A 14,463-nucleotide genomic window follows, 5' to 3' on the forward strand; every position below is an offset into this window, starting at 1 on the left:
TCCACGGCGTACCGGGGGTTCGGGTGCGGTCTTTTTCCCGGCCCCTCCCGGCCTCTCCCCGCGTCCTCCCCGCGTTCTCCCGGCTACGGGGCGTCCGCCGCGGACGCCAGCGCGCTCAGGCCGTCGCCGGTGAGGCGGCAGACGCGCCACTCGTCCAGGAAGTCCGCGCCGAGCGACTTGTAGAAGCCGATCGCCGGTTCGTTCCAGTCCAGCACCCACCACTCAAAGCGCTCGAACCCGCTGCGCAGACAGAGCGCGGCGAGGGCGGCGAGCAGGGCCCTGCCATGGCCGCCACCGCGCGCCTGCGGTCGTACGTACAGGTCCTCCAGGTGCATGCCGCGGGTGCCGGTCCAGGTGGAGAAGCGCGGGAACCACAGGGCGTAGCCCACCGCCTCGCCCGTGGTGTCGTCCTCGGCGATCAGCGCGTGGGCCGCGGGGTGGGGGCCGAACAGCGCCTCGCGGAGCTGCTCCTCGGTGGCCCGGGCCTGTTCGACGGCCCGTTCGTAGGCGGCGAGTTCACGGATCATCGCGCGGATCGCGGCGATGTCGTCCTCGGTGGCGGCTCGGATCATGCGGCCGATCCTCGGTGGTCGCGCCGAGGCGTGTCCACCGCGTTCCGCCATGCGAAAGGGCCGGCCGGGGCCCGGCCGGCCCTCCGCGCTGCCGGCGTCGGCGCACGCCGTCCCTGCCCTCCGCGCTCCCGGTGCTAGCGCATGCCGTCCCGGTCGTCCTCACCGGCCTCCAGGAGGCCGGCCGCCGCGCCCACGATCCGGGGGTCGGGGCTGCCGACGACCTCCTCGTCCTTGTCGGCGTAGTCGAAGCGGGCCAGCACACTGCGCATGGCCTCGACCCGGGCCCGCTTCTTGTCGTTGCTCTTCACCACGGTCCAGGGCGCGTACTCGGTGTCCGTCTCCCGGAACATCTCGACCTTCGCGGCCGTGTAGTCGTCCCAGCGGTCCAGCGAGGCCAGGTCCATCGGGCTGAGCTTCCACTGCCGTACCGGGTCGACCTGGCGGATGGTGAAGCGGGTCCGCTGCTCGCCCTGCGAGACCGAGAACCAGAACTTCACCAGGTCCACCCCGTCGTCCACCAGCATCCGCTCGAACAGCGGCGCCTGGCGCATGAAGCGGCGGTACTGGTCGTCCGAGCAGAAGCCCATGACCCGCTCGACACCGGCCCGGTTGTACCAGGACCGGTCGAACATCACGATCTCGCCCGCGGTGGGGAGGTACTGGACGTACCGCTGGAAGTACCACTGCCCGCTCTCGCGCTCGGTGGGCTTCTCCAGCGCCACGACGCGCGCGCCACGGGGGTTCAGGTGCTCCGTGAAGCGCTTGATGGTGCCGCCCTTGCCGGCCGCGTCGCGTCCCTCGAAGACGATGACGATCCGGCGCCCGGTCTCCTTGATCCAGCTTTGCAGTTTCAGCAGTTCGATCTGTTGCAGCCGCTTGTGCCACTCGTACTCCTTGCGCTCCATGCGCTGGGCGTACGGGTAGTTCTCCCGCCAGGTGTCGATCGGGGAACCGTCCGGGCGGATGAGTACGGGGTCGTCCGGGTCGCTGTAGTCGACCTTCAGGTCGGCCAGATCGGCCAGGTCGGACAGCAGGTCCGGCGTCGTCATCCAGTCCTCCTCAGCGAGTCGGGGGGTCGGGGGTCGGGGTCAGTGGAACTGCGGCACGATCAGGTAGATGCCGTACGCCACCACCGCCGCGCAGGCGAGGAAGCACAGCCCGGCCTGGGCGATGCCGGCGGTGCTGGTGCCGCCCTGCTCCTTTGCGCCCTCGTAGCGGGAGAGGCCGAGGACGCCGAAGGCGAAGACGACCACCACTGCGAATGTAACTCCGATGCTCACCGCGGTGACCTGCCCGAGTGAGGTCCAGTCGATGCTCATGGGAACTCCCGGATTCAGGCGGCGGTGCCGACGTGGGACGGCGGTTCGGTGCGGATGGCGACCTGGTGGCCGTCGTTGACGTTCTTCGCGTCGATCGGGTTGCGCCGCGACAGCAGGACGATGCCGGCCGCGAGCGCCGCGCCGACCAGTGCGACCACGACCGTGCCGAAGTTGCCGCCGTGCTTGACGGCGTACGCGGAGATGCCGCCGACCAGTGCCGCGCAGGGCAGTGTGATCACCCAGGCGGCGACCATGCGGCCCGCGACACCCCAGCGGACCTCCGCCAGCCGCCGGCCGAGGCCCGCGCCGAGGATGGAGCCGGAGGCGACCTGGGTGGTGGACAGGGCGAAACCCATGTGGGCCGAGGTCAGGATGACGGCCGTGGAGGCGGTCTCCGCCGCGAAGCCCTGCGGGGACTGGATCTCGGTCAGGCCCTTGCCCATGGTGCGGATGATCCGCCAGCCGCCGATGTAGGTGCCGAGACCGATGGCGAGACCGGCGGTGGTGATGACCCAGACCGGCGGGCCGGCCCCGTCCGGCAGCGCGCCGACGGATATCAGGGTCAGGGTGATGATGCCCATGGTCTTCTGGGCGTCGTTGGTGCCGTGCGCGAGCGAGACCAGCGAGGCCGAGCCGATCTGCCCGAGCCGGAAGCCCTTGGTCACGGAGCCCGCACGGCCGCGGGCGGTGAGCTTGTAGGCGCAGTACGTCGCGATCAGCGCGGCCACGCCGGCGACCACCGGGGAGGCGAAGGCGGGGATGATGATCTTCTCGACCACCTTGTCGAAGTTCACGGCCCCGGAACCGGCACCGACCCACACCGCGCCGATCAGCCCGCCGAACAGGGCGTGCGAGGAACTGGACGGCAGACCCACCAGCCAGGTCAGCAGATTCCACAGGATCGCTCCCACGAGTCCCGCGAAGATCATGCCCGGCGTCACCTTGGCGTCGTTCACGATGCCGCCGGAGATCGTCTTGGCGACCTCGGTGGAGAGGAAGGCTCCCACCAGGTTGAGGGCACCACTGATCAGAACCGCCGTCTTCGGTTTGAGGGCACCGGTCGCGATGGAGGTGGCCATCGCGTTCGCCGTGTCGTGGAAGCCGTTGGTGAAGTCGAAAGCAAGCGCTGTGACGATCACGACCGCCACGAGGAACGTGATGTGGTCCATTCCTTAATGCAAACAAGCGATGGCCAATTACGCGAGAACTGAAGGGAAACGAACGTCCAAGAACAAACCCGGTCCGTGTGGCGAATGTGCGTGCCATGCTGGGGCGATGACCCTGGAGGACCTGCGGCGGCTGCGCCGGGCGCGCGACCGCATGGACCGCGAGTTCGCCGAACCCCTCGACATGGCGGAACTGGCGCGCACCGCCCTCATGTCGGCCGGCCACTTCCAGCGCAGTTTCCGCAAGGCCTTCGGGGAGACGCCGTACAGCTATCTGATGACCCGGCGGGTCGAGCGGGCCAAGGCGCTGCTGCGGCGCGGCGACCTCACCGTGACGGAGGTGTGCATGGCGGTCGGCTGTACGTCCCTGGGGTCCTTCAGCTCCCGGTTCACCGAACTGGTCGGCGAGACACCGAGCGCGTACCGGGCGCGGGACCACGAGGAGAGCACGGTGATCCCGTCCTGCGTGGCCCGTACGTTCACCCGGCCCCGCCGCCGGCCGTACTGACCGCGGTTCGTCCACGGCCCCGGTCACGGTTCGTCCACAGCCCCGGTCACTCCGCGCTCTCCCGCCGTACACTGACGGTCATCGTCGTATCAGTTGCCCGACAAGGTCTGTCAGAGCACCCGGGGGAGCCGTGGCAACCGCATTCATCTCCGTGCTGAGTCCCGATCCGGTCCGGCACGCCGAGTCCCTGACCGACTGGCTCAGGGGCGAGCCGGCGCTGACCGGCCGGGTCCGGCCGGTCGGCGGCGCACCGGTCGAGGGGCACCTGGGCGTCCCTCTCGACACGGTGTCCGTGCTGCTGGGCGCGGGCGGTCCGCTCACCGTGCTCGCGTCCTGCCTGCGTGCCTGGATCACCCAGCCGCGCCGCAGCGACGTGAAGCTGAGCATCAGACGCGAGCACGGCCCGGCGATCGAGATCGACGCCAGACGGGTCGACGGCGAGGACCTGGCCCGGCTGCTGCGGCAGGCCCTGGACGAGCACCAGGATCCGCGGGCGTGACGTGCGCCTCCCCGACCGCGGGCGCTCCCGGATCGTCCTGATCGGCGCGAGCCGCTACTCCGACCCGGCCCTGCCCGGCCTGCCGGCCGTCGCGCGGACCGTCACCGACCTGCGCGAGCTGCTCACCGACCCCGGTCACGGAATCGTCCCCGAGAGCCACTGCACGGTCCTGCTCGACGACGGCGACCTGCGCACGGTCGGCGACCGGCTGCGCTCGGCCGTCGCCGACGCCGAGGACCTGCTGCTGGTCCACTACGCCGGGCACGGCCTGGTCGCCGGCCGCCGCCACTCGCTGTACCTGGCGCTCCCCGACAGCCGCTGGGCGGCACCCGAGTTCAACTCGCTGGAGTACGACAAACTCCGCGACGCCGTGCTGGACTCCCCCGCCGCCGCCAAGGTGGTCGTCCTCGACTGCTGCTTCTCCGGCCGGGCCCTCGGCGACTCGCTCGGCGGCGGCACGGCCGAGCGGCTCGGCCAGCTGGAGGTGGCCGGCAGCTACGTCCTCACCTCCGCCCAGCGCGACCAGGTCGCCCTCGCCCTGCCCGGCGAGGAACACACGGCGTTCTCCGGCCGGTTGATACGGCTGCTGCGCGACGGGATCCCCGGCGGACCCGAGTTGCTCACGGTCGAGGACCTGTACCGCCGGCTGCGGGCCGTCATGGCCGCCGAGGGCCTGCCCACCCCGCTCAACCGGAGCGCCGGCACCGCCCACTCCGTCGCCCTCGGCACCAACCGGGCGTTCGCCGCGACCGCTCCGCCCGAGCTGCGGGGACGGCACGAGCACGCCGTCGCGCAGGGCAAGGCCGGGGACTGGGCGGGGGCCGCCGAGCAGCTCCGGGAGACCGTCGAGGCACAGACCAGGCTGCTGGGCGCCGAGCACCCCGACACCCTGCGCGGCCGTCAGTCCCACGCGCACAGCCTGGGCGGCGCGGGCGGCCCCGCCGAGGCCGCCGAGCTGCTGCGCCCGCTCCTCGGCGACCAGCTGCGCCTGCTCGGCCCCGACCACGAGGACACCCTGCGCACCCGCCAGTTCCTCGCCGTCAACCTCGGCGAGGCCGGGCACCGCGAGGAGGCGGCCGGGATGCTCCGGGTGCTCCTCACCGACCGGGGCCGGGTCCTCGGCCCGGACCACCCGCACACCCTGCGGACCCGGCATCTGCTGGCCCGCAACCTGGCTCTGAGCGGCGCCGAGGAGGAGGCACGGACCCTGCTGCGCGAGGTGGTGACGGTACGGGAGCGGGTGCTGGGGGCGGAGCATCCGCACACCCGCAGGGCACGGACGGACCTGGCGGACCTGACGGAGGCGGGCGATGGGGTACGAGAGGTTCGGTGACCGGGCGCTGGACGTCGTCGACGCCGCCGGTGCGCGGGCCCGGGAGCTGCGGCACTGGTACGTCGAGCCGGGACACGTCCTGCTGGCACTGCTCGACCTGGACGGGGCGGAGACGGTACGGGTGCTGGGCGCGCCCGCCGAGGCGCTGCGCGGCGGGGTGATCGACGCCCTCGGCCGGGGCACCGTGGAACCGGGCGACCACCTGCCGCTCAGCGGTGCGACCGGTGCCCTGCTGGCGCGGGCGCCGCAGGAGGCCGACCGGCTCGGCCAACGCCGTGTGGAACCGCTCCACCTCCTGCTCGCCCTGCTGTCGGCCGCGGACACCGTGGTCATGGACGTCCTCGCGGCCCACCGCGCCGGCCCTCGGCAGGCTCCCTTCGTCTCCGCCGACGCCCCACCCGCTCCCCGCCCCGCCCACGATCCCTACGTCTGGGCCATGAGCTGACCCGCCGTCCCGGCCCGGCTGCGCCTAGCCTGAGCCCATGGACGTAAAACTCGCGCAGTGTTTCATCGCCGTCGACGACCACGACAAGGCGCTGGCCTTCTACCTTGACGTCCTCGGCCTGGAGGTCCACAACGACGTGGAGTTCGAGGGGATGCGGTGGGTGACCGTCGGCTCGCCGCAGCAGCCGGGCGTGGAGATCGTGCTGGAGCCGCCCGGCGCCAACCCCGACGCCTCCCCCGCCGACCGGCAGGCCATGGCCGAACTGCTCGCCAAGGGCATGCTGCGCGGAGTGATCTTCTCCACCACCGACTGCGACGCGCTGTACGAACGGGTGCGGGAGTACGGCGGGGACGTCATCCAGGAGCCGATGGACCAGCACTGGGGCGTACGCGACTGCGCGTTCCGGGACCCGGCGGGCAACCTGCTGCGCTTCACCGAACGCCGCGACACGTAGTGCCCCTACGATCCCGTCCATGACCATCCGCTGGACGTACGCCTTCGCCGACCGCCCCGCCGACCGCCTCGGTGCCGCCCAGGCCTTCTGGACGGCCGTCACGGACACCCGGCTGTCCGCGCCGCGCGGCACCGACGGCGAGTTCACGACCCTGCTGCCGGTCGCCGCCGCGGACGCCTGCGTCAAGGTCCAGGGCGTCGGCGACGGCCTCGGCGGCGCCCACCTGGACCTGTGCGCCGAGGATGTGGCTGGCCTGGTGCGGCGGGCCCGGGAACTGGGGGCGGAGCCGGTCGCCGAGCACGAGGGCTGGGCCGTACTGCGGTCGCCCGCCGGGCTGTTGTGGTGCGCGGTGCCCTGGCACGGCGAGTCGGTACGGCCGCCGGTGGTGGCGGGCAGCCGGCTCGACCAGGTCAGCCTGGACATCCCGCCGTCCGCGTACGAGGCCGAGACCGTGTTCTGGGCGGAGCTGACCGGCTGGGAGCTGCTGACCGGCTCGCTGCCGGAGTTCCGGGTGCTCAGGCCACCGGCCGGGCTGCCCCTGCGGATCCTGCTCCAGCGGCTGGCCGCCGAACAGCCCGCCGCCGCCCACCTGGACCTGGCCTGCGCGGACATCGCCGCGACCCGGGCCCGGCACGAGGAACTGGGTGCCCTGCATGTGGCCGACGGCCGGCACTGGACGGTGCTGCGGGACCCGGCGGGCGGCGTCTACTGCCTGACCGGCCGGGACCCGGAGACCGGTGGCCTCCCTGCCGTCACCGCCAGGGCCGCACATCCACCACGGCCGTGACCGGGATCGGACCGTACACGTGCGGGAACTCCTCGCCACCCGGCTTCACCGCCTCCCACTTCACCGGTACACCGACCCGCGCCGGGTCCACGACCAGCACCACCAGTTCGTCCGGTCCGTCGTAGGACCCGTACAGGAACGCCGCGACCTGGGGGAGCTGGTCCTCGGTCGAGCAGTGGATGAAGCCCTCCTCCTGGAGGGTGCGGCCACGGGTGGAGATCTCGTAGGTGCCGCGTGCGCGGGCCTCCTCCCACCGGGAGTTCTCGGTGATGTGCAGGATGTTCGGCAGTCCGGTCATGCGCTCACGCTACGGCGTCGGCTCTCCCCGTGGGGCCTCCGGCGGCCTGCGCTCCGGACCCGGGGACGGCGGGGCCTGCGGAGACCGCGCCTGCGAAGACCGTGGGGTCTGGGGAGACCGCGGGGCCTGCGGAGACCGTGGCGGGCCGGGGTCCGGCTGCTCGGAGCGCTGCGGCCGGGACCGCGCGGGGGACCGCTTCGGGGCGCCGGATCCGGCGTACTCGCCGCATTCCGGATTGCGGCAGGCCCCGGGACCCCAGACCGGCACCCAGGCGCCCAGCGTCTTGTGCCGCCGCACGACACTCTCCACGGCCTGCCCGCAGACGGGACAGACCTGCTTCCGGCCGTCCATGTCCTCAGCGTAGGCGGGTACCGGGCGCGGCGCCTCGGGACGGTCCGGCACGGGGAGACGGCGGGCCCCGCACGCCGTGGGGATGTGCGGGACCCGTCGGACCGGAGTCCCCGGGGATCCGTGCGGGGTCAGGAGCCGCGCGGGCCCGGGGACTCCGGGGTCTTCATCTGCTGCGCCGGGTCACGAACTCGGCGAGCGCGAGCAGGCCACCGGCCGGCTCGGGGTCGGGCACGGCACGGGTGAGTTCCTGCATCGCCCGGGCCATCCGGTCGGCCGCCTCGGCCTGCGCCCAGTCCCGGCCGCCCGCCCGCTCCACGGCCAGCGCGGTACGCGCGATCTCGTCGGCGTCGGCCCGCACATGAGGTGTGGCGTACAGCTCGGCGAGTTCACCGGCGGCCGGACTGCCGGAGGTGAGGGCCGCGACGACCGGCAGGGACTTCTTGCGGGCGGCCAGGTCGGCACCGGCCGGCTTGCCGGTGCGCCGAGGGTCGCCCCATATCCCGATGACGTCGTCGATCAGCTGGAAGGCGAGTCCGGCCTGCCGGCCGAAGCCGTCGAGCGCCCCGACCTCCTCCTCGTCCGCCCCGGCGTAGAGGGCGCCCAGGGCGCAGGCGCAGCCGAGCAGCGCCCCGGTCTTGGCCTCGGCCATGTCGAGCACCTCGTCGAGGGTGACCTCGTGGGGCGCCCTGTTCTCCATGGCCGTGTCCGCGTGCTGCCCGGCGCACAGTTCGAGGACGCACTGCGCGAGGCGGGCGGCGGCCGGCCCGGACGCCGGGTGCGGGTCCTCGGCGAGCAGCCTGAGGGCCAGTGCCTGGAGCGCGTCCCCGGCGAGGATCGCGTCGGAGTCACCGAACACGGTCCAGACGGTGGGCCGGTGCCTGCGGGAGGTGTCCCGGTCCATGACGTCGTCGTGCAGCAGGGTGAAGTTGTGCACCAGCTCCACGGCGGCCGCGGCCCGTACGGCGGACGCGCGGGCCCGCGGGCCGCCGAGCGCTTCGGCGGCGGCGAGGACCAGCGCGGGCCGGATGGCCTTGCCTGCGCTGCCCACCGCGGGGGTGCCGTCCACGTGCTCCCAGCCGAAGTGGTAGCGCGCGATCCGCCGCATGGAACCGGGCAACGACTCGACGGCCGCGCGCAGTTCGGGGTCGACGGACCCCCGGGCCCGCTCCAGTATGGCCGCCGCCTCGGCCCCGTCGAGCGTCTCGGTCCTGCCCGGCGGCACCGCCGTGGCAGGGTGCTGCCTCTCCGTCACGAACTCGGTCATGGCCTCCCCCTCGCGGAGTGCGCGGACCGTGGCGTCTCCGCCCCGGCTCGGCACGTACCCCGAGGGTGTACCCGCCCCGGAGGGCGGGGACACGGCCGCCAAGTGCGGAAACGTCACCTCCACCGGCCGATCTCGACGTTCTCCAGCACTCCGAGGGCGTCCGGGACCAGGACGGCCGCCGAGTAGTAGGCGGTGACCAGGTAGTTGATGACGGCCTGCTCGTTGATGCCCATGAAGCGGACCGACAGGCTCGGCTCGATCTCGTCGGGGATACCGGACTGCCGCAGCCCGATGACGCCCTGCTCCGACTCGCCGGTACGCATGGCGATGATCGAGGTGGTCCTGGCCTCGGTGACCGGGATCTTGTTGCACGGGTAGATCGGGACCCCGCGCCAGGTCGGGATGCGGTTGCCGCCGATCTCGACGGTCTCCGGGACCAGTCCGCGCTTGTTGAGCTCGCGTCCGAAGGCCGAGATGGCGCGCGGGTGGGCGAGGAAGAGCTTGGTGCCCCGTCGGCGGCTGAGCAGTTCGTCCATGTCGTCCGGGCTGGGCACGCCGTCGTGCGGCTGTAGCCGCTGGTCGTACTGGCAGTTGCTGAGCAGGCCGAACTCCCGGTTGTTGATGAGTTCGTGCTCCTGGCGTTCCTTCAACGCCTCGACGGTGAGCCGCAACTGGTGCTCGGTCTGGTTCATCGGCTGGTTGTAGAGGTCGGCGACCCGGGTGTGGATGCGGAGCACGGTCTGGGCGATGCTCAGTTCGTACTCGCGCGGACGGGCCTCGTAGTCGACGAAGGTGTGCGGGATGTCGGGCTCGCCGCTGTGGCCGGCCGCGAGGGCGACCTCCTTCTCGCCGTACTTGTTGGTGCGCTGCTCGGGGATCGCGCGCAGCTGCTGAAGGTGCTCGCGCAGCGTGTCGGCGCGCTCGGCGACCTGCTCGAAGTCCTGCCGGGACAGGGTCAGCACGGTGCAGGCCGTGTCCGCGCGGGCGGTGTAGTCCCAGATGGCGTCCGAGTCGAGCAGACCGTGCTCGCCGAAGTAGCCGCCGTCGGCGAGGACGCCCAGCACCGCGTCGTCGCCGTACGGGCCGGTGCCGACCTTCTCCACCCGGCCGTGGGCGAGCAGGTGCACCTCGTCCGCCTGGTTGCCGAACGAGGCGATGACCTCGCCCGGGGCGAAGTCCCGCTGCCGGCAGCGCTGGGCCAGCTCCCCCAGTACCTCCTGGTCCTCGTACGCCCGCAGGATGGGGAGTTCACCCAGCTCCGCCGGGATGACCTCGACACGGTCGCCGGTCTTCAGGAAGGTGATACGGCCGTCCCCCACCGTGTAGGTGAGCCGCCGGTTCACCCGGTACGTGCCGCCCTGCACGTCGACCCAGGGCAGTGACCGCAGCAACCAGCGGGAGCTGATCTCCTGCATCTGTGGCGCGGACTTGGTCGTGGTGGCCAGGTTCCGCGCTGCCGCCGTGTCCAGAGACTGCTGCGGCTTGCCCTGATCCGTGCGGACCTCTTCGCCTACCGACATAAGGAAATGCCCTCCCATACCTGCGCAGACGCCGAACTGCCCGCGCATCGGTCTCACGGGCAACCCTGTCATCACCGAGCGTGTTCGTGCCATTACCCGAAAGAGCGGGAATAGATCATCGGACTACTGGGCATGACGACGCCTCACGCCCCCCTTGCCCTGCGGCGCAGCGACTTGCCCGGCTCGTCCGGATCGGCTCGCACGTGATCCGAACAAGCCCGGACCCCCTGGCAGGGAAAGCGGACTTATGTCGAAAATCCATCAGTTCATGGATTTCATCGCACTCACCACGAAAACGAAGGAGCCGGTCATGGCCCCACCCATGTCCGCGGGCGCCCTCCTCGACGCGTTGCGGGACGAGGGCGTCACCGTCGTCGAGGTCGGCGACTGGCGGGAACACAACCGGAACCACAAGGGCCCCTGGGGCCCCGTCCACGGCGTGATGATCCACCACACCGCGACCCACGGCGCCGACCGCGCCGTCCGGCTCTGCCGCTACGGCCGCCCCGGCCTGCCCGGTCCGCTGTGCCACGGCGTCATCACCAAGGACGGCACGGTCCACCTGGTCGGGTACGGCCGCGTCAACCACGCGGGCCTCGGCGACGACGACGTCCTGCGGGCCGTGATCGCCGAGAAGGCGCTGCCCCCGGAGAACGAGGCGAACACCGACGGCAACCGGCATTTCTACGGCTTCGAGTGCGAGAACCTCGGCGACGGCGAGGATCCCTGGCCACAGGCCCAGCTGACGGCGATCGAGAGGGTGGCCGCGGCGGTGTGCCGACGGCACGGGTGGTCGGAACGGTCGGTGATCGGGCACCTGGAGTGGCAGCCGGGGAAGGTGGACCCGCGCGGCTTCTCGATGGCCTGGCTGCGCGACCGCGTCCGGGACCGCCTGAAGTGACCCCCGGGCCGCCGACCGGGCGTCCGTCCCGGGCGACAATGACGACGTGACCAGCGCCGGCATACTCGACCCACGGCTGCCCTCCCCGCTCCAGGAGGTGGCCGACGACCGCTTCGACCGGCACGGGGTCCGGCTGCTGCTCAAGCGGGACGACCTGATCCACCCGGACCTGATCGGCAACAAGTGGCGCAAGCTGGTCCCGAACATCGAGGCGGCGGCCGGCCGGCCGCTGCTCACGTTCGGCGGCGCGTACTCCAACCACCTGCGGGCCACGGCCGCCGCGGGCCGCCTGCTCGGCTTCCCGACGGTGGGAGTGGTACGGGGAGAGGAACTGGCCGGCCGGCCCCTGAACCCCTCCCTCGCGCGGTGCGCGGCCGACGGCATGCGGCTGCACTTCGTCGACAGGTCGACGTACCGACGCAAGGCCGAGCCGGAGGTGCTGGCCGGTCTGCTGCGGGCGGCAGGGGCGCAGCACGCGTACGTGGTACCGGAGGGCGGCAGCAACGCGGCGGCGGTACGCGGCTGCCGCGCCCTCGGCGAGGAGCTCCGGGGGCGGACCGACGTGGTGGCCGTGGCCTGCGGCACCGGCGGCACGCTGGCCGGCCTGGCCGCGGGCCTCGGCGCCGGGCAGCGGGCCCTGGGGGTGCCGGTGCTCAAGGGCGGGTTCCTGGCAGCGGAGACGGCACGACTCCAGGTGGCGGCGTTCGGGGCCCGGAGCGGGGACTGGTCGCTGGACGAACGGTTCCACTTCGGGGGTTACGGGCGCACGACCCCCGCTCTCCATGCCTTCGCGGCGGACTTCGAGGACCGGCACGGGGTGCGGGTCGAGCGCCTGTACGTGGCCAAGCTGCTGTTCGGGCTCGTCGAGCTCGCGGCGGAGGGGGCGTTCGGGCGGGGCACCCGGGTGGCGGCGGTCGTCACGGCCTGACCGGCGCTGCCGCCGGCCGGGGCGCACGGGGTGGCTCAGCCCGCTTCCCGGTAGGCCGCCGCCTCCTCCAGGTCCAGTCGGCGCAGCAGGGTGCGCAGCATCTCGTCGTCGATGTAGCGGTGGTCGCGGAGGCGGACGAAGACCTCGCGCTCGGAGCTGATCATCTCGCGGGACAGCCGGCGGTAGGTGTCGTCGACCGTCTCGCCGGTGACCGGGTTGGTCTGGCCCAGACGCTCCCAGACGGCGTTGCGGCGGCGCTCCAGGACCGTGCGGAGGCGGTCGGCGAGCGGGGGCGGGAGCTGGTTGCGGTCGTCGGTGAGGAGTTCGTCGAGACGGGACTCGGCCGCGCGGGACGCCTGCGCCTGGGCGTTGGCCTCGGCGAGGGTCTCGGTCTGCGGGTCGCGGCCGGGGAAGTTCAGCCGGCGGATCAGCGGTGGCAGGGTCAGCCCCTGCACCACGAGGGTGCCGATGACGGTGGTGAACGTCAGGAAGAGGATCAGGTTGCGGTGCGGGAAGACGCCGCCGCCGTGCACGGTGACCGGGATCGAGAAGGCGATGGCCAGCGAGACCACCCCGCGCATCCCGGCCCACGACGTCACCATCGTGCCCTTCCAGGTGGGGTTGGTCTCGCGTTCCCTGATCCGCGCGGAGAATATCCGGGGCAGGAAGGTCGCCGGATAACACCAGGCGAAGCGGGCGGCCACGACCACCAGGAAGACGGCCACGGCGTACCAGGCCGCTTCGACGCCCTCGTACTGGCCGAGGCCCCGCAGGACGATCGGGAGTTGCAGGCCGATCAGCGCGAAGACCGCCGATTCGAGGATGAAGGCGACCATCTTCCAGACCGCCTCCTCCTGGAGGCGGGTGGCGAAGTCGACCTCCCACGCGCGGTGGCCGAGGTAGAGGGCGACCACCACGACGGCGAGCACACCGGAGGCGTGCATCTGCTCCGCGACGGCGTAGGCGACGAACGGGATCAGGAGCGAGAGCGTGTTCTGGAGGAGCGGCTCCTTCAGGTGGGTGCGCAGCCAGTGCAGCGGCGCCATCAGGAGCAGGCCGATGCCGACACCGCCGACCGCCGCGAGCAGGAACTCCTCGATGCCGCCGGCCCAGGTCGCGCCCTCGCCGACGGCGGCCGCGAGGGCGACCTTGTACGCCGTGATCGCGGTGGCGTCGTTGAGCAGGGACTCGCCCTGGAGGATCGTCGTGATGCGGGACGGCAGCCCCACCCGGCGGGCCACCGCGGTCGCCGCCACCGCGTCCGGCGGGGCCACCACCGCGCCCAGCACCAGCGCCGCGGGCAGCGGCATGCCCGGGATGAGCAGGTAGACGGACCAGCCGACCACGACCGTGGCGAAGAGCACGTATCCGACCGAGAGCAGCGCGACCGGTCTCATCTGGGCCCGCAGATCGAGGTAGGAGCTGTCGGACGCCGAGGTGTACAGCAGCGGGGGCAGCAGGAGCGGGAGGACGACCTCGGGGTCGAGGGTGTAGTCCGGCACCCCGGGTACGTACGACACGACCAGGCCGACCGCGACCAGGAGCAGCGGTGCGGGCACCGGGGTCCGCCGGGCGGCGGCGGCGATCACCGTGCTCCCCGCCACCAGCAACAGCAGTGGCATCACGTCCATGATCCTCGCCCACCCTCATTTTCCGCGCGGCCACCCGCACACCCGTCGTAATCTGGCAATCATGAAACAGTGCACGCATGCCGGCGCGCTGCCGCACCCGGAGCCAGACCCCCTGAACGCGACCTGTCCCGAGTGTCTCGCCAAGGGCTGGCACCCGGTCCAGCTGCGGATCTGTCTGACCTGCGGCCACGTGGCGTGCTGCGACTCGTCGCCGGGAAGACATGCGACGGGACACCACGAGACGTCCGGTCACCCGGTGATGCGGACGTTCGAACCCGGTGAGGACTGGCGCTGGTGCTTCGTCGACCACGTCCTCGTGTGAGACTGCACTACGGCCGCCGAAGACGGCCATAGCGACGGTTCGACGGTTCGACGCCGGGGTACGTCAACCCGGCGCGCGCTCTTCCCAATTGGGCAAGGCGGACCCCTAGACACGGAGCGTATACACAGGTTTACTGTGAGTGACGCCAGGGGTCGGGGTCCCGGG

At 72.2% G+C, this 14,463-nt stretch carries 17 protein-coding genes; 9 read left to right on the plus strand and 8 right to left on the minus strand.

The genetic code is table 11. The features are described from left to right. Positions 1-83 precede the first annotated feature (83 nt). From AAW13_RS19620 to AAW13_RS19635, 4 genes are all read right to left on the minus strand, one after another. Positions 84-572: a GNAT family N-acetyltransferase gene (locus tag AAW13_RS19620; protein WP_046731178.1), complete on the minus strand. Its 489-nt coding sequence runs from the start codon at positions 570-572 to the stop codon at positions 84-86. A gap of 134 nt (positions 573-706) precedes the next feature. After that, the gene (gene ppk2, locus AAW13_RS19625; RefSeq protein ID WP_206306241.1) at positions 707-1,621 is read right to left on the minus strand and encodes a polyphosphate kinase 2; all 915 of its coding nucleotides are present in this window, start codon (positions 1,619-1,621) and stop codon (positions 707-709) included. Positions 1,622-1,660: 39 nt separating this feature from the next. Continuing rightward, positions 1,661-1,891, minus strand: coding sequence for a hypothetical protein (locus tag AAW13_RS19630; protein ID WP_046731177.1), 231 nt, complete (start codon positions 1,889-1,891; stop codon positions 1,661-1,663). A gap of 14 nt (positions 1,892-1,905) precedes the next feature. Continuing rightward, positions 1,906-3,060, minus strand: a complete 1,155-nt coding sequence (locus AAW13_RS19635; protein WP_046731176.1) for an inorganic phosphate transporter — start codon at positions 3,058-3,060, stop codon at positions 1,906-1,908. Positions 3,061-3,166: 106 nt separating this feature from the next. Here AAW13_RS19635 and AAW13_RS19640 point away from each other — a divergent pair, with 106 nt between their 5' ends. The 6 genes from AAW13_RS19640 to AAW13_RS19665 all read left to right on the plus strand — a co-directional run bounded on the left by AAW13_RS19640 (position 3,167) and on the right by AAW13_RS19665 (position 7,083). Continuing rightward, the gene (locus tag AAW13_RS19640) at positions 3,167-3,565 is read left to right on the plus strand and encodes a helix-turn-helix transcriptional regulator (RefSeq protein WP_046731175.1); all 399 of its coding nucleotides are present in this window, start codon (positions 3,167-3,169) and stop codon (positions 3,563-3,565) included. A gap of 130 nt (positions 3,566-3,695) precedes the next feature. Next, positions 3,696-4,064 carry an effector-associated constant component EACC1 gene (locus tag AAW13_RS19645; RefSeq protein WP_079178867.1) on the plus strand — a complete coding sequence of 123 codons (369 nt, stop codon included), beginning with the start codon at positions 3,696-3,698 and terminating at the stop codon, positions 4,062-4,064. A 1-nt stretch (position 4,065) separates the two neighbouring features. Further along, a complete protein-coding gene (locus tag AAW13_RS19650; protein WP_052768620.1) occupies positions 4,066-5,397 on the plus strand; it encodes a caspase, EACC1-associated type in 1,332 nt (443 codons plus the stop codon). Further along, complete coding sequence (locus AAW13_RS19655; protein ID WP_046731174.1) at positions 5,375-5,842, plus strand: Clp protease N-terminal domain-containing protein; 468 nt, start codon at positions 5,375-5,377, stop codon at positions 5,840-5,842. The genes AAW13_RS19650 and AAW13_RS19655 overlap by 23 nt, the downstream gene beginning before the upstream one ends. 37 nt (positions 5,843-5,879) lie before the next feature. Next, positions 5,880-6,296, plus strand: a complete 417-nt coding sequence (locus AAW13_RS19660) for a VOC family protein (protein WP_046731173.1) — start codon at positions 5,880-5,882, stop codon at positions 6,294-6,296. A 19-nt stretch (positions 6,297-6,315) separates the two neighbouring features. After that, positions 6,316-7,083, plus strand: a complete 768-nt coding sequence (locus AAW13_RS19665; RefSeq protein ID WP_046731172.1) for a VOC family protein — start codon at positions 6,316-6,318, stop codon at positions 7,081-7,083. Here the strand turns inward: AAW13_RS19665 and AAW13_RS19670 are convergent. The 3 genes from AAW13_RS19670 to AAW13_RS19685 form a co-directional block, all read right to left on the minus strand. Continuing rightward, a complete protein-coding gene (locus AAW13_RS19670) occupies positions 7,049-7,381 on the minus strand; it encodes a DUF952 domain-containing protein (protein ID WP_046731171.1) in 333 nt (110 codons plus the stop codon). The genes AAW13_RS19665 and AAW13_RS19670 overlap by 35 nt on opposite strands. A 514-nt stretch (positions 7,382-7,895) precedes the next feature. Then, positions 7,896-8,996 carry a family 2 encapsulin nanocompartment cargo protein polyprenyl transferase gene (locus AAW13_RS19680; RefSeq protein ID WP_071659609.1) on the minus strand — a complete coding sequence of 367 codons (1,101 nt, stop codon included), beginning with the start codon at positions 8,994-8,996 and terminating at the stop codon, positions 7,896-7,898. 113 nt (positions 8,997-9,109) lie between these two features. Beyond that, entirely contained in the window at positions 9,110-10,516 is a 1,407-nt protein-coding gene (locus AAW13_RS19685; protein ID WP_046731170.1) for a family 2B encapsulin nanocompartment shell protein, read from the minus strand. Between the two features lie 310 nt (positions 10,517-10,826). Here AAW13_RS19685 and AAW13_RS19690 point away from each other — a divergent pair, with 310 nt between their 5' ends. Beyond that, a complete protein-coding gene (locus AAW13_RS19690; protein ID WP_046731169.1) occupies positions 10,827-11,417 on the plus strand; it encodes an N-acetylmuramoyl-L-alanine amidase in 591 nt (196 codons plus the stop codon). A gap of 46 nt (positions 11,418-11,463) precedes the next feature. Further along, the gene (locus AAW13_RS19695) at positions 11,464-12,345 is read left to right on the plus strand and encodes a 1-aminocyclopropane-1-carboxylate deaminase/D-cysteine desulfhydrase (RefSeq protein ID WP_046731168.1); all 882 of its coding nucleotides are present in this window, start codon (positions 11,464-11,466) and stop codon (positions 12,343-12,345) included. A gap of 35 nt (positions 12,346-12,380) precedes the next feature. On the opposite strand, the gene AAW13_RS19700 is transcribed toward AAW13_RS19695, so the two are convergent. After that, entirely contained in the window at positions 12,381-13,976 is a 1,596-nt protein-coding gene (locus AAW13_RS19700; RefSeq protein ID WP_046731167.1) for a Na+/H+ antiporter, read from the minus strand. A 61-nt stretch (positions 13,977-14,037) separates the two neighbouring features. Between AAW13_RS19700 and AAW13_RS19705 the strand changes: the two genes are divergently transcribed. Then, entirely contained in the window at positions 14,038-14,298 is a 261-nt protein-coding gene (locus tag AAW13_RS19705; protein WP_046731166.1) for a UBP-type zinc finger domain-containing protein, read from the plus strand. Positions 14,299-14,463: the final 165 nt, after the last annotated feature.

This window comes from Streptomyces humi, from assembly GCF_001005085.2.
Lineage (GTDB): Bacteria > Actinomycetota > Actinomycetes > Streptomycetales > Streptomycetaceae > Streptomyces > Streptomyces humi.

Coding starts and splice junctions, on each gene's coding strand:
- AAW13_RS19620 (WP_046731178.1), bottom strand. CDS start 572: ATGATCCGAGCCGCCACCGAGGACGACATCGCCGCGATCCGCGCGATG.
- AAW13_RS19640 (WP_046731175.1), top strand. CDS start 3,167: ATGACCCTGGAGGACCTGCGGCGGCTGCGCCGGGCGCGCGACCGCATG.
- AAW13_RS19685 (WP_046731170.1), bottom strand. CDS start 10,516: ATGTCGGTAGGCGAAGAGGTCCGCACGGATCAGGGCAAGCCGCAGCAG.
- ppk2 (WP_206306241.1), bottom strand. CDS start 1,621: ATGACGACGCCGGACCTGCTGTCCGACCTGGCCGATCTGGCCGACCTG.
- AAW13_RS19680 (WP_071659609.1), bottom strand. CDS start 8,996: ATGACCGAGTTCGTGACGGAGAGGCAGCACCCTGCCACGGCGGTGCCG.
- AAW13_RS19690 (WP_046731169.1), top strand. CDS start 10,827: ATGGCCCCACCCATGTCCGCGGGCGCCCTCCTCGACGCGTTGCGGGAC.
- AAW13_RS19700 (WP_046731167.1), bottom strand. CDS start 13,976: ATGGACGTGATGCCACTGCTGTTGCTGGTGGCGGGGAGCACGGTGATC.
- AAW13_RS19655 (WP_046731174.1), top strand. CDS start 5,375: ATGGGGTACGAGAGGTTCGGTGACCGGGCGCTGGACGTCGTCGACGCC.
- AAW13_RS19660 (WP_046731173.1), top strand. CDS start 5,880: ATGGACGTAAAACTCGCGCAGTGTTTCATCGCCGTCGACGACCACGAC.
- AAW13_RS19630 (WP_046731177.1), bottom strand. CDS start 1,891: ATGAGCATCGACTGGACCTCACTCGGGCAGGTCACCGCGGTGAGCATC.
- AAW13_RS19670 (WP_046731171.1), bottom strand. CDS start 7,381: ATGACCGGACTGCCGAACATCCTGCACATCACCGAGAACTCCCGGTGG.
- AAW13_RS19665 (WP_046731172.1), top strand. CDS start 6,316: ATGACCATCCGCTGGACGTACGCCTTCGCCGACCGCCCCGCCGACCGC.
- AAW13_RS19705 (WP_046731166.1), top strand. CDS start 14,038: ATGAAACAGTGCACGCATGCCGGCGCGCTGCCGCACCCGGAGCCAGAC.
- AAW13_RS19635 (WP_046731176.1), bottom strand. CDS start 3,060: ATGGACCACATCACGTTCCTCGTGGCGGTCGTGATCGTCACAGCGCTT.